Annotated in this window: 16 protein-coding genes; 8 read left to right on the top strand and 8 right to left on the bottom strand. The window is 60.3% G+C overall.

Annotation, left to right across the window (positions count from 1 at the left end; all coding sequences use genetic code 11):
- Positions 1-28: 28 nt before the first annotated feature.
- The 4 genes from BLU62_RS18545 to BLU62_RS18530 form a co-directional block, all read right to left on the bottom strand.
- Positions 29-616 (bottom strand): antirestriction protein ArdA, encoded by a 588-nt coding sequence (locus BLU62_RS18545; RefSeq protein ID WP_074851235.1) that lies wholly within the window; start codon positions 614-616, stop codon positions 29-31.
- Complete coding sequence (locus BLU62_RS18540) at positions 613-1,611, bottom strand: DNA-methyltransferase (protein WP_244278248.1); 999 nt, start codon at positions 1,609-1,611, stop codon at positions 613-615. Before BLU62_RS18540 ends, BLU62_RS18545 begins: the two co-directional genes overlap by 4 nt.
- 23 nt (positions 1,612-1,634) lie before the next feature.
- Positions 1,635-2,471, bottom strand: a complete 837-nt coding sequence (locus tag BLU62_RS18535; protein WP_159441565.1) for a replication-relaxation family protein — start codon at positions 2,469-2,471, stop codon at positions 1,635-1,637.
- Between the two features lie 122 nt (positions 2,472-2,593).
- Positions 2,594-4,717: a type IV secretory system conjugative DNA transfer family protein gene (locus tag BLU62_RS18530; protein ID WP_139180044.1), complete on the bottom strand. Its 2,124-nt coding sequence runs from the start codon at positions 4,715-4,717 to the stop codon at positions 2,594-2,596.
- Between BLU62_RS18530 and BLU62_RS32910 the strand changes: the two genes are divergently transcribed.
- Positions 4,704-4,856: a hypothetical protein gene (locus tag BLU62_RS32910; RefSeq protein WP_159441564.1), complete on the top strand. Its 153-nt coding sequence runs from the start codon at positions 4,704-4,706 to the stop codon at positions 4,854-4,856. The genes BLU62_RS18530 and BLU62_RS32910 overlap by 14 nt on opposite strands.
- A gap of 218 nt (positions 4,857-5,074) precedes the next feature.
- Here BLU62_RS32910 and BLU62_RS18525 read toward each other — a convergent pair whose 3' ends face one another.
- From BLU62_RS18525 to BLU62_RS18510, 4 genes are read right to left on the bottom strand one after another with little or no spacing between them, the layout of a single operon-like run.
- Positions 5,075-5,269, bottom strand: coding sequence for a hypothetical protein (locus BLU62_RS18525; protein WP_006437530.1), 195 nt, complete (start codon positions 5,267-5,269; stop codon positions 5,075-5,077).
- Positions 5,266-5,811: a hypothetical protein gene (locus tag BLU62_RS18520; protein ID WP_244278246.1), complete on the bottom strand. Its 546-nt coding sequence runs from the start codon at positions 5,809-5,811 to the stop codon at positions 5,266-5,268. Before BLU62_RS18520 ends, BLU62_RS18525 begins: the two co-directional genes overlap by 4 nt.
- Before the next feature lie 20 nt (positions 5,812-5,831).
- Positions 5,832-6,089: a hypothetical protein gene (locus BLU62_RS18515; RefSeq protein WP_006437532.1), complete on the bottom strand. Its 258-nt coding sequence runs from the start codon at positions 6,087-6,089 to the stop codon at positions 5,832-5,834.
- Positions 6,086-6,439, bottom strand: a complete 354-nt coding sequence (locus tag BLU62_RS18510; RefSeq protein ID WP_074851230.1) for a hypothetical protein — start codon at positions 6,437-6,439, stop codon at positions 6,086-6,088. The genes BLU62_RS18515 and BLU62_RS18510 overlap by 4 nt, the downstream gene beginning before the upstream one ends.
- 116 nt (positions 6,440-6,555) lie before the next feature.
- Between BLU62_RS18510 and BLU62_RS18505 the strand changes: the two genes are divergently transcribed.
- From BLU62_RS18505 to BLU62_RS18475, 7 genes are all read left to right on the top strand, one after another.
- Positions 6,556-7,083, top strand: coding sequence for a hypothetical protein (locus BLU62_RS18505; RefSeq protein WP_139180043.1), 528 nt, complete (start codon positions 6,556-6,558; stop codon positions 7,081-7,083).
- 200 nt (positions 7,084-7,283) lie between these two features.
- Positions 7,284-9,716, top strand: coding sequence for a type I restriction-modification system subunit M (locus BLU62_RS18500; RefSeq protein ID WP_074851228.1), 2,433 nt, complete (start codon positions 7,284-7,286; stop codon positions 9,714-9,716).
- A complete protein-coding gene (locus BLU62_RS18495) occupies positions 9,713-10,936 on the top strand; it encodes a restriction endonuclease subunit S (protein ID WP_084811831.1) in 1,224 nt (407 codons plus the stop codon). Before BLU62_RS18500 ends, BLU62_RS18495 begins: the two co-directional genes overlap by 4 nt.
- A complete protein-coding gene (locus tag BLU62_RS18490; RefSeq protein ID WP_074851226.1) occupies positions 10,933-14,028 on the top strand; it encodes a type I restriction endonuclease subunit R in 3,096 nt (1,031 codons plus the stop codon). The genes BLU62_RS18495 and BLU62_RS18490 overlap by 4 nt, the downstream gene beginning before the upstream one ends.
- On the top strand, positions 14,015-14,737 hold the full coding sequence (locus tag BLU62_RS18485; protein ID WP_074851225.1) for a M48 family metallopeptidase: 723 nt from the start codon (positions 14,015-14,017) through the stop codon (positions 14,735-14,737). Before BLU62_RS18490 ends, BLU62_RS18485 begins: the two co-directional genes overlap by 14 nt.
- A complete protein-coding gene (locus tag BLU62_RS18480; protein WP_244278245.1) occupies positions 14,734-15,072 on the top strand; it encodes a type I restriction endonuclease subunit R, EcoR124 family in 339 nt (112 codons plus the stop codon). The genes BLU62_RS18485 and BLU62_RS18480 overlap by 4 nt, the downstream gene beginning before the upstream one ends.
- Positions 15,072-17,483, top strand: coding sequence for an AAA family ATPase (locus BLU62_RS18475; protein ID WP_074851223.1), 2,412 nt, complete (start codon positions 15,072-15,074; stop codon positions 17,481-17,483). Before BLU62_RS18480 ends, BLU62_RS18475 begins: the two co-directional genes overlap by 1 nt.
- Positions 17,484-17,544 lie beyond the last annotated feature (61 nt).

Below are 17,544 nucleotides of genomic sequence, written 5' to 3'. Positions count from 1 at the left end.
AGTCTCTCGACAACGGATGACCGGCTATTTAGATCACCCGGAAGAGCCAGACTTTGCCGTCCGGTGCGGTCTCGATGTGGACATCGCCGCCGAGTTGGAGGTCACGGGCGAATCCGTCGTAGTCGAACTGGACGTAGGCGCGGAGGTCAGCCGGTACTTCGCGGTCGAGCGCCTCCTCGATCCCACTGCCGTCAAGTACGTCGCGGGCCCAGTCCGTCGGTGAGTCATAGGTGCCGATGAAGCAGTCATCGAACTGGGCGAGCATGTCGGGATTCCCGTCGTGCATCTCAGCCCACGTGGCGAAGGCTGGGCCGTGCGCGACGATCCCGCACGCGACGGCTGAGACCTGCTCGAGCGTGTCGTACTCGCCGACGTGGAAGTCGCCGAAGTCGTCGTAGTCGAAGATGCCCCACTCTTCGGCGTCCGGTTCGTCAGATCCGGCCAGGATGCGATCGACGGCCGCTCGGAGGTCGCTGGGGTCGACGGCGGCGTCACACCAGTCGCCGTGGAGCCGTCCGGCGTTGTAGTCCGCCAAGCTGCCGATCCAAATACGGGGCTGGAGTTTTCGGGTTGATTCGTCCTCGTGATGGGGTTCGTGGGTGTGTTCATGGTTCATAGCACCTCCTTTCGTTTTGTAGGTTGTGGTGTGTTGGGTTGCCGGGTGGTTTGAATCCGCTGTTCCGCAACCTCGACGTAGCGGGGGTTGATCTCGATCCCGAGCCAGTCGCGCCCCGTACGAGCTGCAACGACGGCCGTCGTACCTGAGCCGATGAACGGATCGAGAACGAGTCCGGGTTCGGCGGGTGCATCGCAGGCGCAGCTCGGCCGAGGTGGTTTCCGGTGCGCCTGATCACCGTGCCGCACCAGCTGCCGTGTCCATGGGGATCGGCAGTGGGAGCACCGCAGCCGTGGACAGCCGGCCAGAATCATGCGACGGACAAGTGACTCCGGGTAGGTCGCGATGTGGCTGCTCCGGAAGTTACTGACGCTCATCGCCCAGACATCGCCGGGGTTCTTGCCGAGGGGATGTCCGACTCGTCCGTTGGCTCGGAGATCGAGCAGGCCGCGATCGCTGTGGGTGTTCGGCCCGCGCCCTGCTTTCTCGGCGCGGTTCACTGGTCGAGGTGATCGTCGCGGTGGTTGAGAGACATGCGGGATGCGGATCTCGTCGAGATCGAAGTAGTAGCGCGGCGAACGCGTCAGCAGGTAGACAACCTCGTGCGAAGCGGTGAGCCGGTCCCGCACACTCGACGGCACCGTGTTGGTCTTGGCCCAGACGATCTTGTTACGGACGACCCAGCCGTCTGCAATCAAGTGGAGCGCCAAACGTTCCGGACCAAGCAGCAGACTCTTGCGCTCAGCACCTTCTCTGATATGGGTGCTGTAGGTGTCCCCGAGGTTGAGCCACAGAGTGCCAGTCGGTACAAGGACACGGGCACATTCAGTGAGTACAGCGCGCAGTTGAGCCACCCAGGCGTCGACGTGCGATTCGAGGCCGAGCTGGTCACCGTGGCCGTAGTCCCGCAGCCGGAAGTATGGCGGGCTGGTGATGATGCAGTCGATCCTGGCGTCTGGCAGGAATCTCAACTGAGTGAGCGCGTCGCCGGTCAAGACCTGGTTTCGTAGTGGCCCGCTCACTGCAGCCACTCCTGTGCGCTGGTCGCGAAACGGTCGGCCGTCACCACGCGGTACAGATCGGGTGTCAGTCGGGGCGAGCGCAGGATCGAGGACTGCACCTTTTCGGCATGCGTCTGGCTAGTGAAGATCCAGATCACCAACGGGAATGCGTGGTGGACGTCCTGCTCGATGCCGCTGGCTCGATAGCTCTCGTACTGGCCGCACTTCTTGAGTACGGTCGGGAGCGATTCGGTGCCGAGGTCGACCTCGATGAACCAACGATCGACGTAGTCTCTCGTCCGGACGATGCTGGCGAGATCGGGCTGCAGCAAGCGCTGTTCACCGCCGGTGCCCACGAAGCGTCGCCAGGAGTTGGGCTCGGTCGCGACGTCAATTGTCTCGACGGTGTCGATGGTCGTCAGAGCGCGCAGACCGAGGTGGACGTCGGCGACGGCCAGGCAGTGCTGAAGGAAGCGCAGCGACGGTTCATGGCTGCGGTAGGTCTGCCCCTCATCTCGGAGCAGTCGAGCACCAGCCGGGGCCAGTTGCCAGATACGAGCGGCGCTCCCTGCGCGGACTCCACCGATGCGGCGCGGCAGTGCTCGAATCAACGCCAGACGTTCGAGCCGAGCTAGGACGTAGCGGGTGGTGCGAGCAGCCGAGTCGGTGCTGCCGTGATCGGTGAAGATGAACGACTGAATGTGGTGTGTAGTGAGGTAGCGATGCTCGTCGATGCGGCGCAGAACCTCACGGTCCCGCTCCGGCATAGCCTGACTTATGCGCCCAAGTTCGTCGCGGTCGATCCGGCGGCGTCGCTTGTCCGGCTGCAGGACTCGGGCGCTCTCCGTCGACATCGTCGGCGGAGTATTCGTCCCCTGAGGGTGTACAGATTCACGACTGACCTGCGATGTCGGCGAAACGGCGGATGAGCCGACCGGAATGGCGGGTGGAATGCCCTGTCCTGGGGTGTAACTAGTCATGACGTACCCCCTTCCGTGTCGGATCGCTTGGTGCGACCGAAGGATTCACGGACGGTGCGGCGTTCGGTCAGTGACAGCAGATCGGCTTCGACCTCGCTGAGCGGCTGACCGTAGCGCTCGCGGGAGCGCCGCCGGATTGATGCGGCTGACCGGACAGGGTCGGGCATCTTCGTGGTAGTGACACTTACCCACGGTCCAGGCGTGTTCTGGTGCAGGATCTGGGCGTACGCATGGAAGGCCGGGAGTGTCTCGAAGTCGGCGGGTTCGAGCTGACCGCTGGTGAGACTGGCGAACTCGCGGGCGTCAGGGTGACTCAGCTGGAAGGCAATGCGCGTTCTGGCGTTCGCAGTAACGGCTTCGCGAATCGACTTGGGAAGCTGACCGAGGTGCTGGTGTGCCAGGGTATAGCCGACGCCGAGCCCGCGTGCTTGCGCCAGTGCGTCACCGATGTCGCCTGGGAGCCGAAGGTAGTCCTGGACTTCGTCGATCAAGATGGTGACCGGGTGCCGAGACTGCGGTGACTGAGCGGCTCGAGCGAGGGTCGCGGTCCAAAGTTGCGAGACGATCAGGGACCCGAGCAGTGCGGCAGCTTCGGGGCCGATCTTGCCCTTCTCCAGACTGACCAGCAGGATGCGGCGCTTAGTGAAAACGTCGGACAGATCGAATTTGGGACGGCGCTGGCCGAGGATGCCCCGCAGGCCGGGACGAAGCAGGATCGGTCGCACCCGGCGCAGCAGCGGCGCGGTGGCCTGAGCCTGCTCGTTGTCGCTGAGGCTCTCCCACCATGCCCAGAACCCACCGAGCCCCATCGGGTCCTCGCGCGCCACTCGACCGACGATCGAACGCCGAAAACCGGGATTGGTGAGCAGCAGCGGCAACATGGCGATCGAGGCGTCGCCGCGTCGGGCGAGTGTCAGGAGGCTGGCGTGTAGGACGTCTTGCGTGCGTGGTCCCCACGCGTCGGCCCACAGCGAGTGGAAGACGCCGAGGGTGGTGTCGGCCGCAAGGTCTGGATCGGTCGCACCGACCAGGCCGTTGATGCCGATGGGCGCCGAGTCGGTGGCGTCGACGACGGCGATGTCATCGAGTCGTGATTCGTCGGCACGCTGCAGGATGTCGTCGATCAGGTCGCCCTTTGGGTCGATCACGACAAGTCCGCGTCCTGCCGCAATATCTGCCAGCGCAAATTGGCCGAGCAGGTTTGATTTACCGACGCCGGTCGGTCCGGTGATGGCGATGCCGGACAGCGAGTCGCGAACCGAGATAGCAATTGGTCGCTCCGGCTGTGCGGTCGATACCCCAACGGTGCGCCCCTCCTTCAGCGTGCTGGCGGAGGCGGGAAGTAGCTTCGGATGTCGCGACGGCACTCCGGGAAGCGGCGCGGCGTCGCGGTGCGCGATGGGCCAGGCCGTCAGTGCCACGACCTCACTGACGCTCAGCGTCGTCGTCCAGAACCACGGTGCACGCGCGCGGTCGAATGACGTAGTGGCCATGCGGGTGGCAGTGAGCTGGGCGGTCGGGGCGTTCAGTCCGCGAACTGCGGCGATGACGCGTTCCGCCAGGTGTCGAGCTCGGTCGTCGTCTGCGGCTGTTGCCGCGACGCGGATAGCGCAGCCGAACCGAAACTCGCGGAGCTTGGCGACGGCGAGCGTGCGGTCTCCGCCGCGGAGTTGCTGAGGCGGCAGCTGGGGGGTCTTGCGTGGTCCGAGTATGACCTGGAGGTGGACGCGCTCATGCCGACCGGCGACCGCCAGCGCACCGAGGACTCCCCGTGTCACCGATTCAGTGGATTCGTGTGCGAGTGAGCCCTCGACCACAGACCGTGACCGGACACGGATCTTCGCGGCGACATCGGCGCGCGGCCCGGGCGCGAGGGGCTTTGGCTCGTCGACGACGAGGCCGGGAAGATGGGTGCGCAACACCTCGATCACTTGGTGGCGGTGGCGCACCGGCGTTCCGATGCGCCACCGCACGTGTCGATTGTTGCCAAGCGCCTCGATGACGATCTGCGGCTGCCTACTGAGTCCCGCCAGAGCGACCACGGCGGCGTGAGCGGCCTCGAGCGATAGCGGGGCGGGGATCGACAAGGTGACAAAGACCAGTCGGGTGGCCTCATTCATCGTCGGTCTCCTGGTGCTGCGCGCGTCGTTCGACCTGTTCCTGTGCTTCTTTCTCGGCCTGTGCGACGGCAATAGCAACTACCGTGCGGGCGATCCGTCCCAGGTCGGGGTCGGATCGAAGTTGGCCGCGAATCCGTAGCTGCCGATTTCTCCCACGCTTAAGCGGTTGCGATGTGCGCGAGTGTTTTTTGGACATAGTGAAGACACCCTCCTTTCGGTGGTTAGCTAATAAGTTGAATGGCGATTGGTGTGCTGCATTTATGCAGCGGCCATGCCCTTACTATGAGCTGCACGAATGCAGCAGTCAATATGCCCGACGCATTCCACAACACCGGCCGGAACTCGTTCGGACCTGAATTACCAGCGGCGAAAATGTCGATAAATGAGCGTGAAAGATCCGCCGATAATCGCAACGGTTGCGATGGTGATGCAGAGCGGTACCCAGATCGCTTGCAGGATGTAGATCGCACCGTAGAGCGCCATCGCGCTGACGAATACAGCGAGACAGGCGTTGAGCAGCCGGCCCCCGAGCCCACCGGGATCGCCACTCACGACGACCCCCGGCGGATCTCACGCAGGATGCCCTGCTCGAACCCGTATCGCTGACACTCCAGATCGAACAGTTCCTGATCGGCCGGAAACCGACGGGCCACCGCGTTGATAATCACCTGGCCGAGTGTGTCGGCCTTCAGGAAGGCGTATTCCAGGCTGTGCGGGCCGAATCCCTCTCGCTCCAGTTCAGACAGGTGCCACAAGGCCAGCTCATACTCATCAGGGAGCGAGAAGCTGAGGCCGCGTTCGACATGCGTCACGTCGTGCACGAATCGCCAGGCGTAGTTGGCGTCGGGTGACGTCAGGATCACCGAGGCCGAGTTCTCCGACGACACCGGCAACGACTCGCCCGACTCAACAGAGCGGGCGTGCGCGGCGCACAGGTCCGGATACGTTGACGGCGCGTCCGGCCGTGGCGTCCATGCGAAGCCGCACTCCCGAGCTATAGCCTTCGCGGTAGTGAACACCCAGCGAGTCAGGCTCTGCCTAGCTTGATCGATCTGCTCTGTCGATATGTAGTCGGACTGAACTCCGAGCGTCACGACCTCGAGATCGGCTGTCGTCATGGCTGGCCTCCTCGCCCGACGCACTGTGCGCACTGGCAGAAGATGCCGTGCGGTGCGGCCGCTTCGGTCATCTGCTGGATTGCGGACGAGGTGAGACGGTTCATCCGCGCCTCGGCTTGGCGACGCTCTCGCCTGACGCGGGCAATCTCGATCTGGCGGTCGGACTCGTCGCAGATGTCGATGAGGAATCCGACGAGATAGAGCGTCGCTAGGATCGCGGCTGCGGCCACCAGGATGATCACGAACGTGGTCATCGCCGGTTCACCGCCCGACCTGTGTCAGCGACGATCTGGCCGATACCGACGACGGTCATGGTCTTGATGAAGTCGAGATCGCCGGACGCTGCCGGGGCCGCCAGTGCGAGCTGTTGCTGCATCTGCGACAGCAGTGCAACCTGCTGCATGGCGTACGCGCCAGCTCGAGCGACGGCATCAATCCGTGCCTGCTGAACCTCACCGGCCGCCGCTACACGAGCGGTACTCACCTCGGTCGAGTGATTGATGGCCGCGAGGTCGCGGGCGACCTGGCGCGACAGTGCTCGACTACCCAACCAGCTGTTGCTGACGCCTGCAGCCGGCGTTGTGAAACGTTCAATCTCAGTCATGATGTCTCCGTTCGGGTTTGGGGCAAATCCGCTGACCACCCTCTACCTCTAGGTTTGCGGAAATCGCGCCGTACTTTTTGGCAGAGAACTGGGCAGTTGCCGGGCAAAATGGGGTCATGCCGGAATCGAGCCTTCGTGATCGCCTCGTCGTTGACTTGAAGGTCGTGCGGCGGCGTGGATTGCACAGGCTGGTGGACTACATCGGCGACGTGCCCGCACTACGCGAAGTGGCCATGCAGACCACCGGGGCAGACAACGCGGAGCATGTCGAGAACCTGCTTCGTAGCGTGTACAAGATGCGGAGTGAGGGAGCGCAGGGAACGGCAATCGGCATCTTGCTTGGGCTTGAGCAGGGACGCAGAGGAGCTAGTCCGACGGTTCTCCGCGAAGCCGCAGCCACGCGATTGGGCTATCACTCGGTCGACACGTTTCGGAAACAGCCCGAAGCGAACGCGCTGCTTACCTTTGCGAGTTTGATTGAGACATATAGCCTCGAGTATCAAAACTCGTCGCAACCTGAGGATTACAAAATCAATATCGCATTGAATGCGATTAAGGAGCTCACACTGACTGAATACGCCGAGTTGATTCGGCGACTACGGGCGTGGTTCAAGGAAAACGGTCGTGGCTTCTACGACGCCTAAGGCTGCGCTCAGTGCCTGGCCGGGCAGTTGTCCTCCGAGTGACGGAATGAGGCTGATCACGCCGTGTCCGCTCCGTGGTGTCCGACTGGTTTGACATGCTATCCGTGCGGCGGCGAACCACTCCGTGATTCTTCGCACATTTGTTCGAACTAGTGGTAAAATGGCATCAGATGCCTGGAAGAAGCGAAGGTAGACCAGCTGTGGCACTCAAGAAGTCGGACCTCTACTCATCCCTGTGGGCAAGTTGCGACCAGCTTCGAGGCGGCATGGATGCCTCGCAGTACAAGGATTACATCCTGACCTTGCTGTTCGTGAAGTACGTCTCCGACAAGGCGAAGGCTGATTCGGCCAGCCTGATCGACGTGCCAGAAGGCGGATCGTTCGACGACATGCTGGCCGCGAAGAACGACAAGGAGATTGGCGACAAGTTCAACAAGATTATCGCCAAGCTCGCCGACGCCAACGATCTGCGTAATGTCATCGATCTAGCCGACTTCAACGACGAGGAGAAGCTTGGCAAGGGCAAGGAGATGGTGGATCGCCTCTCCAAGCTTGTCACGATCTTCAACGACCTCGATTTCCGAGGCTCACGTGCTGAGGGTGACGACCTGCTTGGTGACGCCTACGAGTACCTCATGCGCCACTTCGCCACGGAGTCCGGCAAGAGCAAGGGTCAGTTCTATACCCCAGCCGAAGTGTCGCGCATCCTCGCCAAGGTCGTCGGAATCGGCGCGCAGACCCGGCAGGATCAGACGGTCTACGACCCGGCCTGCGGCTCCGGCTCGCTCTTACTTAAGGCGGCAGCTGAGGCTCCGCGCGGCATGTCGGTCTACGGCCAGGAGAAGGACAACGCCACCTGGGCACTGTCCAAGATGAACATGATCCTGCACGGCAACGAAATCGCCGAAATCTACAAGGGCGACACCATCACGAGCCCGCAGACTGTGGCGGGTAGTCACCTCAAGACCTTCGACTTCGTGGTCATGAATCCGCCGTTCTCGGTGAAATCCTGGAACAACGGCCTCGAACACGACTACAACCGCTTCGAGTACGGCCGCCCGCCAGAGAAGAACGGCGACTACGCGTTCCTGCTCCACGCACTGACATCACTCAAGAGCGCCGGCAAAGGGGCGATCATCCTGCCGCACGGTGTGCTGTTTCGAGGCAACGCCGAAGCCGGCATCCGCAAGCGCCTGCTTCAGCATGGATTTATCAAAGGCATCATCGGCTTGCCCGCCAACCTGTTCTATGGCACAGGCATCCCCGCCTGCATCGTCGTCCTCGACAAGGAGAACGCGGTCGGACGCACCGGTGTGTTCATGATCGATGCGTCCAAGGGTTTCATCAAGGACGGCAACAAGAACCGTCTCCGTAGCCAGGACATCCACAAGATCGTCGACACTTTCAACAACCAGCGGGAGATCGAGCGGTACTCCCGCATGGTGCCGATGAGTGAGATCGCCGACCCGAAGAACGACTACAACCTCAACATCCCGCGCTACATCGACTCCTCCGAGCCGGAGGATCTACAGGACCTGCACGCACACCTCCACGGCGGGATTCCGGATCGTGACCTCGACCTGCTCGACGACTACTGGCAGGCGTTTCCGCAGCTCCGCGCGCAGCTCTTCAAGCCGAATCGACCTGGCTACAGCGATCTGACCCTCGACGTAAGCCAAGTGCAACAGGCGATCCTGGACTCCGCTGAGTTCCAAAAGCTCGCCGAAGAGGCGCGATCGATCACGACGGATTGGTTCGACGCACATCGTGATGCTCTCGTCGCGATCGACGCCGACACGAAGCCTAACGATCTCATCGCCACGATCGGCGACGACCTACTGGATCGATTCAAACCTGTGCCGTTGCTCGACGAGTACGACGTCTACGAGCAGCTCATGGCCTATTGGCACGACACGATGCACGATGACGTCTACCTGATTATGGCCGACGACTGGACGGCAGCTGCCAAGCCGCGCCTGACGATCAACGACAAGGAACGCAAACTCACCGAGGAACCCGATCTCATCATCGGTTCGGGCAAGAATGCCCAGAAGTACAAGATGGACCTGATCCCGCCAGCCCTGATCGTGGCGCGATACTTCGGCGAGCAGCAGGCCAAGGTCGACGAAATCGTTGCTGTAGCCGAAGAATCCACTCGCGCCGTTGAGGAATACGTCGAGGAGCACGCCGTCGAAGACGGACTCCTTGCCGATGCCATGGACGATGACAAGATCACCAAAGCGCTTGTCGCTGCTCGACTCAAGGCCGTCAAACGGGGCGGCGACCCCGAGGAGGTTCGGGCTCTCCAGCACGCCGCCAAGCTGTACAACGCCGAAGCTGCCGCCAAGAAGGCTGCCAAAGACGCTCAGGCTGAGCTTGATCTCACCACGCTCAAAAAGTACGGCGCTCTGACCGAGATTGACATCGAGGCGCTAGTGATCGATGACAAGTGGCAGGCCACCGCTGTCCATCGGATCGCAGGCGAGGTCGAAGCACTCACGCTCGACCTTGTGGCACGCATTCAACAGCTCGGCGAGCGATATGCGGCGACCATCGATGATCTCGACACTGAGCTTGCGAGAATCGAGGGGAAGGTTTCGGCCCATCTCGCAGCGATGGGGGTAGAACGATGAGCCAAACGTCTACGGTGCAAATTAGAGAAGTTAGTGACCTTGTAACAAAGGGTACGACTCCGACGAGTCTCGGCCGAAAGTTCACTACCAGCGGTGTGAGGTTCCTCAAAGTCGAAACCTTCGCTAGTGATGGAACATTCATTCCTGGCCGTGAAGCGTTTATCGATCGTCAGACCCACCAGCTACTCCGGAGGTCGCAACTTGCCGAAGGTGACATTCTCTTCTCGATTGCTGGCGCCCTTGGTCGCTCGACGGTAGTTGAACAGGCTTGGCTCCCAGCCAACACAAATCAGGCCTTCGCAATTATTCGCCCATCGACGAAGCGTCGATCGGTAGTGGCGAGGTATCTGCTTTGGCAGCTCCGTAGCCCTGCTATCGCACGGCGGATCGCTGAGATCAACGTGCAGGCAGCCCAGGCGAACCTTTCCTTAGAGCAGGTGCGCGACTTCGAGATTCCGATTGTATCTAGTCTTGAGCAAGAGGCAATCGCAGATGCTCTCGATGACGTGAATGAACTGATTGCCACTCTCGAACGCCTCATCGCCAAGAAGCAGGCGATTAAGCAGGGCATGATGCAGCAGCTCCTGACTGGCCGCACCCGCCTGCCCGGCTTCACTGGCACCTGGATGGTATCCACGCTCGGAACCCTAGCTCGCGTCACGGGGGGCGGAACACCTTCAACTCGCGTCGCTTCGTACTGGGGTGGCGGTATACCGTGGTTTACTCCCGCCGAGATCAAGGCCCAGGGATCAGGTCTCGTGTCATCTTCAGAGCGAAGAATCACGCAAGCGGGCCTTGCCAGCTCCGCGGCAACGCTACTGCCAGCGGGTACGGTGTTGGTGACTTCGCGCGCAAGTATCGGAAACTGTGCAGTTGCCGCTGTTCCGGTGTCCACAAATCAGGGATTCGCCTCGATGATCCCCAAGGATTCACGCTCGACATGGTTCTTGTACTACTGGGTTCAACAACATCGGTCGGAATTTGAATCACGCGCCGCAGGCAGTACCTTCCTTGAGATCAGCGCAAGCAAGGTATCAGCCATTCCATTGCGTAAGCCCAATCTTGATGAGCAGGCTGCGATCGGTACCGCGATTCGGGACGTAGACGCAGAACTCGACACGCTCAGTAACCGCTTGATTAAGGCCCGCGCAATCAAGCAGGGCATGATGCAGCAGCTCCTGACCGGTCGCACACGCTTGCCTGTAGAGGTTTCGTCATGAGCGATGTGGGTCAGATCGAGCGCAAAGCGCAGGATCGCGTCGTCAGACTGTTCCGCGAACAGCTCGGCTATGAGTATCTTGGCAACTGGGAAGGCCGCGCTGGAAACTCGAACATCGAGCGGCAGTTGCTGATTCAGAATCTTAAGGCTCGTGGTTACGACGACAATCTGGTTAACCGCGCCGTCGAGAAGCTCGACAAGGCTGCCGCTGTGGGCGCTGGTCACGACCTGTACGAGGCGAACAAAGATGTCTATGGCCTGCTTCGCTACGGGGTAAAGGTACAGCCGGGCGCCGGTGAGAAGTCTGAGACAATCTGGCTCATCGACTGGGCGACGCCCGAAGCAAATCACTTCGCCCTGGCGGAAGAAGTCACGATCGCCGGAGAGCACACCAAGCGTCCTGACATCGTCTTCTACGTCAACGGTCTCGCACTGGGGACCCTCGAACTCAAGCGGTCGAAAGTCGCGGTCTCCGAAGGTATTCGGCAGACAATCGGCAACCAAAACAAGCAGTTCATCCGCTCATTCTTCTCGACGGTTCAGTTCGTCTTCGCCGGCAATGACGTCGAGGGACTGCGCTACGGCGTGATTGACACACCTGAGAAGTACTGGCTGGAGTGGAAAGAGCCCTCGGATGTCGAGGACCCGCTTGACCGGGCGCTGCTGCAACTGTGCGACAAAGACCGGTTCCTGGAACTCGTTCACGACTTCATCGTCTTCGACGCGGGCGTGAAGAAGGGGCCGCGCCACAACCAGTACTTTGGCGTGAAAGCCGCGCAGGAGCGCATCGCCAAACGTGAGGGCGGCATCATCTGGCACACCCAGGGCTCGGGTAAGAGCTTGACGATGGTGTGGCTGGCCAAGTGGATTCGGGAACATCAGGACGATGCGAGGGTTCTGCTGATCACCGACCGCACCGAGTTGGACGACCAGATCGAGGGCGTCTTCAACGGTGTCAATGAGCAGATCTATCGCACCAAGAGCGGCTCAGACCTGATCGGGACTCTCAACACCTCCGAGGAGTGGCTGATCTGCTCACTGGTGCACAAGTTCCGTGGGGCCGATACCGACGCCTCGGACGACGACGCGACCACAGATTTCATCAAAGAGCTGAATGCCAGACTACCGAAGGACTTCAAGGCCAAGGGCAACATCTTCGTCTTTGTCGATGAGGCGCACCGCACCCAGTCGGGCAAAATGCACACCGCCATGAAGGAACTGCTCCCGGGCGCGATGTTCATCGGCTTCACCGGCACGCCACTACTGAAGGCAGACAAGGCCACCAGTATCGAGACCTTCGGCTCGTTCATCCACACCTACAAGTTCGACGAAGCTGTCGAGGACGGCGTGGTACTTGACCTGCGCTACGAGGCTCGCAACATCGATCAAGACCTCACGTCACCGGACAAGGTCGACAAGTGGTTCGAAGCCAAGACCAAAGGTATGACCGACCTGTCAAAGGCAGAGCTCAAGAAGCGCTGGGGCACGATGCAAAAGGTCGTGTCTAGCGAGCCGCGTGCTCGTCAGATCGTTGACGACATCCTGATGGACATGGAGACGAAGCCCCGCCTGATGGACAAGCGTGGCAACGCCATGCTGGTCGGTTCGTCGATCTACCAGGCGTGCAAGTTCTATGAGCTGTTCAACGCCACCGACCTCAAAGGCAAGTGCGCAATCGTCACCAGCTACACCCCGAACGCCAGCGACATCTCCAAAGAAGACTCCGGCGAAGGCAAGACCGAGAAGCTACGCCAGTATGACATCTACCGTCGCATGCTGGCTGACTACTTCGGTGAGTCCGAGGACGCTGCGATGGGCAAAGTCGAGCAGTTCGAAAAAGAAGTCAAGGAACAGTTCGTCAAGCACCCTGGTCAGATGCGCCTGCTGATCGTGGTCGACAAGCTCCTAACAGGCTTCGACGCACCGAGCGCCACCTATCTCTACATCGACAAGAAGATGCGCGACCACGGTCTGTTCCAAGCGATTTGCCGCGTCAACCGCCTCGACGGCGAAGACAAAGACTACGGCTACATTGTCGACTACCAGGACCTCTTCAACTCACTCGAAGATGCCATCACCGACTACACGTCTGGTGCGCTGGACGGCTACGAGAAGAAGGACATCGACGGCCTCCTGAGCGACCGCATCGAGAAATCGCGCGACGACCTCGACGATGCCCTTGAGCGAATCCGGGCACTCGTCGAGCCCGTGGCACCGCCGAAGGGCACCTTGCAATATCAGCAGTACTTCTGTGCCAAGGACCAGGGCGACGCCGAGCAGCTTAAAGCCAACGAGCCGAAGCGCGTCGAGCTGTACAAAGAGGTGTCGGCGGTGTCCCGCGCCTACAGCAACCTAGCCAACGAGATGGCCGACGCCGGCTACAGCGACTCCGAGGCTGCCGCGATCAAGACGGAGATCGCGCACTACGTCGACGTGCGTGCCGAGGTGAAGCTGGGCGCGGGCGAAGACATTGACTTTAAGCAGTACGAAGCTGGTATGCGCTACCTACTCGACACCTACATCCGGGCCGATGCCAGCGAGGTCGTATCCGAGTTCGAAAACACTGGCTTGGTCGATTTGATCGTCAAGCTCGGCGCAGGGGCAATCGACAAGCTGCCGCCAGGCATCAAGAAAGATCCCGAGGCGGTCGCTGAGACGATCACCAACAACATGCGCAAGGTGATCATCGACGAGCACGCCATGAACCCTAAGTACTACGACAAGATGAGCGAGCTACTCGACGCCATCATCGAACAGCGCCGCCAACAGGCCATCGATTACCAGGCGTACCTGGCAAAGCTGCTGGAAGCCGCCAAGAAGCTCGGTACCGGCGAAGGTACCGGCCACAGTTACCCAGACTGGGTCAATGATGGCGCGCGTAAGGCGCTCGTCGATTTCACCTGGCCCGACGTCGAGATCGCGCGCAGCCTGGACGAAGCTGTCCGGACGACGAAGCCCGATGCCTGGGTCGGTAACCCGCTCAAGGAGAAAGTCGTCAAGCGTGCGCTGCGCCGTACCCTGCCCAACGACTACGACGATGACAAGCTCGATGAGGTATTCAACCTAGTGAAGGCTCGAGATGAGTACCGCTAGCGCCTACCTCAGCATCCGAGGCATCGACGTCGACGTGATCTACAAAGACATCAAGAACCTGCATATCGGTGTCTACCCGCCTCTCGGTCGTGTCCGTGTCGCAGCACCGATGCGGCTCGACGATGACCAGGTGCGCCTCGCCGTAATCCAGAGACTTCCGTGGATCAAGCGCCAGCGTGAGCAGCTCAAAGCAGCCCCGCGCCAGAGTGAGCGTGAGATGACGACCGGCGAGAGCCACTACGTATGGGGCGTCCGCAAGCGACTTAAGGTCATCGAAAGACCCGGGCGTACGCACTTTGAGTCCGAAGGCGATCGGCTTGTCCTCTATGTACCGCCTGGGACCGATGCCAAGAAGCGACGCAGCTACCTCGACCAGTGGTATCGCGAACAGTTGCGACACGCCCTGCCCGATTTGATCACCGCATGGGAGCGCAGGCTCGGCGTGACCGTCCCCAAGTGGTCAATTCGACGCATGAAGACCAAGTGGGGGTCATGCAATCGGGAGACTCGACATATCTGGTTCAACGTCGAACTCGCCAAGAAGCAGCCTGACTGTCTCGAATACATCGTCGTCCATGAGATGACGCACTATTTCGAACGCAACCACGGGGAACGGTTCACGACACTGATGGATCAGCACTTACCGGACTGGCGAAGCAGGCGGGATCAGCTTAATTCGGCCCCGCTGGGACCGGAGGAGTGGTTTTGAGAGCGCTCGAGGAAAAGCTTGCTGGGTGGCGAGAACCTTCCAGTGCGACGGAGCAGGATAAGCAAGAACGCGCCGAGCGCATGGTTCGCGAAGCTGAGCTGGCTAAGACCATCGAGGATGAGAATCTCCGTACCGACAACGCGCACACCTTCGTCGCTACGGCGTTCCGCGATAACGCACTGCGCATTGCCGGCACTGCGATCACCAAGGTGCTCTCGCCAGTGTCCCGATTCGCGAGCCGCGGCGGTCATGACGAGAAAAAGCTGCGTGTGATCGAGACACTCGGTGCGTCTTTTGAACCAATCTTCGGGCTGAGTGTCGGTAGGAATGATTGATGTTCAAACGAATTGACAGAGTCAAGAGTTGCGGGATTTTTGAGAGCTACCAATGGGACTCCGCGTTGCCGGACCTCGGCCGGATCAACGTCATCTATGGCCACAACGGCGCGGGCAAGACCTCATTGGCCAATGCGTTCGACGGTCTACGTCACGCGGACGATGGACAGGGTCATACCCGAGTTTCGGTCACCCTTGCCGATGGGGCTGGCATTCGAACGACAGAGTTTGCTGATGACGCGGTTTTCGATCGCGTCCACGTCTTCAGTGAAGGGTACGTAAACCGCAGTCACCGGTTCACATCTGGGTCTGCCGAGATGGACGCGGTACTGACCATCGGAGAACGCCCTGTTGACGCTGAAGAACGTCTCGATCGACTTCGGACTGAGCTAAAAGAGAAGACGCGGCAACGCGACGAAGCCACTGCGGCCGAGCGTGAGGCCATCCGGACTGTTGAGCGCGCCTACGTGCGGGTATCACAAGAGGTGGTCGATGTTGCCAGTCGTGCAGGCGGAAGGTGGCGCTCCCGAGGAAACTTTAGCGCTGGCGAGGTGCGAAAAGCCTTTGCTGGATCACACGATGACTGGTTCGAGCTGAGCGAGGAGAATTTTCGAGACCTAACGGGCATCATCAACTCCGACAAGTCTGAAATGCTGCCGGATCTTGCGTTTGTAGTCGAAGTGCGCGCAGATCTTGAGCAGCGATTGCGCACTGCCTTATCCACGACGCCTAGTACTGTGATTCTTAATACCCTTGCTGCGCAACCAGAAGCGACCTCGTGGGTGGATGCTGGACGTCACTTACACACGGAGATCGACGTATGCATCTTCTGCGGTTCGGATCTGACGGAAGATCGTAAGGCGCTGATCGACCAGCATTTTTCCAACGAGGTCGAACGGCTGCAGGCAGTGTTGACAAGTATCGCCGACGAACTTGACGGCATCATCACGAGCAGCGATCGTACATTGGCGGCGATCCCGAGCAGAGGGCTGTTGTATGAAGACTTGCGATCGCGCTATGACCAGGCCGCGGAAGTAGCTCGCACCGAATTGGCAACGCTCCGTGAATGGGCCAATGACATGAAAGGACGTGTGCAGACCAAAGCCTCCAACGTTCTCAGGGCGGTTGACTCGTCCGTTGCATCTGTTCCCGCCGTGGCCTTCGCAGATCTGCTCAGTTTGTGTCGCGAGCACAATGCGCGCGTGGAGAGTCACGAAGACCTCGTCAAGAGCGCGGCCCAGCGGATAGAGCGTCACTACCTGAAGCAATCCGAAGCAGAAGTAACAGCACAGACCGGCCTTGCTGCCGAAAAACGTCGCGTCGTGAAGAACCTCGATTTTGAACTGGAGCAATGCTCGACAGATATCGCTACCATTGAGAATGTTGAAGGCGATCCAATGCCGACTGCCAAAGTGCTAACCGACGAGGTTGCACGACTCCTAGGGCGTAGCGAGTTGGTATTCAAGACGGTAGACGGCCGCTACCATGTTACCCGGTTCGGCGAACCCGCGGTGGGTCTCAGTGCCGGTGAGCGGACAGCCATTACACTCGTGCACTTCTTTGAATGCGTCGCGAGGTTCGACGCGACCAGCGGTAAGCCAATTGTCATCATCGACGACCCGGTCTCTAGCCTGGATAGTGGCATCTTCATGGGAGTCTCTACTTATATTTGGACCGAGGCAGTCGTCAAGGATCATATCGAGCAGCTCATTCTTCTGACACACAACTTTGAGCTGTTTCGTCAATGGGATATCCAGGTTGAAGGCCTGCACAGAGGAGGAAAGAGGCTCGTTGAGCTCTACCCGGCTCGTTTCTTCGAGATCAGATCGCAGCACGTCAGTATTGCGGGCAGTAGCAAGCGACGCCCAGCGCTGAGGAGTTGGCCTCCATCAGAAGAAGTTCGCAAGAAGGTGCGATCCACGTATCTCCATGCATTCATCTCGGTCGCCGAGGTACTACAAAAACTGCAGACCGACGACTCAATGGAGAACCGCCTCGATGCGCAACTGCTGTTTCCGAACGTCGTCCGCCGGATGCTGGAGAGTTTCCTAGCCTTCAAGCGACCTGAATGGGTGGGGGACCTCGGCAAGGCCATGAGAAATTCAGCAGAGTTGTTGACTGACGCGGGATATCGTGGCGACGCGAATGCGCTTCGGCTTCGATTGACGAGGTACGCCCACGCGTATTCACATGGCGAAGACCCTTCGACAGACCGAACTGTGAGTCCGGACGAGGTTGAGACAGCGATCCGCGCCGCGTTTGAGTTCATGCACACTATCGACCCTGCCCACTTCAACGGGCTCTGCGAGGCCGCCAAACTGAATTCGTCCGCGCTTCTGCCAGACCCGCTACCCGAGCTTGTTGATGAAGCCGGAACGCTCGCGGCCGTAGAGCCACTTCAAGCCGGTTGATGTCTGTATGTGGGGTCAGGCCGAGAATTCCGGCCAATCTCCTTGGCGCAAACTCGAAGGA

The organism is Gordonia westfalica, assembly GCF_900105725.1.
GTDB classification, from domain to species: domain Bacteria; phylum Actinomycetota; class Actinomycetes; order Mycobacteriales; family Mycobacteriaceae; genus Gordonia; species Gordonia westfalica.
Note: the sequence above shows the minus strand (reverse complement) of the source record. Positions and strands in the feature narration are given on the sequence as shown.

Coding starts and splice junctions, on each gene's coding strand:
- BLU62_RS18545 (WP_074851235.1), bottom strand. CDS start 616: ATGAACCATGAACACACCCACGAACCCCATCACGAGGACGAATCAACC.
- BLU62_RS18535 (WP_159441565.1), bottom strand. CDS start 2,471: ATGTCGACGGAGAGCGCCCGAGTCCTGCAGCCGGACAAGCGACGCCGC.
- BLU62_RS18530 (WP_139180044.1), bottom strand. CDS start 4,717: ATGAATGAGGCCACCCGACTGGTCTTTGTCACCTTGTCGATCCCCGCC.
- BLU62_RS18515 (WP_006437532.1), bottom strand. CDS start 6,089: ATGACCACGTTCGTGATCATCCTGGTGGCCGCAGCCGCGATCCTAGCG.
- BLU62_RS18510 (WP_074851230.1), bottom strand. CDS start 6,439: ATGACTGAGATTGAACGTTTCACAACGCCGGCTGCAGGCGTCAGCAAC.
- BLU62_RS18505 (WP_139180043.1), top strand. CDS start 6,556: ATGCCGGAATCGAGCCTTCGTGATCGCCTCGTCGTTGACTTGAAGGTC.
- BLU62_RS18495 (WP_084811831.1), top strand. CDS start 9,713: ATGAGCCAAACGTCTACGGTGCAAATTAGAGAAGTTAGTGACCTTGTA.
- BLU62_RS18490 (WP_074851226.1), top strand. CDS start 10,933: ATGAGCGATGTGGGTCAGATCGAGCGCAAAGCGCAGGATCGCGTCGTC.
- BLU62_RS18485 (WP_074851225.1), top strand. CDS start 14,015: ATGAGTACCGCTAGCGCCTACCTCAGCATCCGAGGCATCGACGTCGAC.
- BLU62_RS18475 (WP_074851223.1), top strand. CDS start 15,072: ATGTTCAAACGAATTGACAGAGTCAAGAGTTGCGGGATTTTTGAGAGC.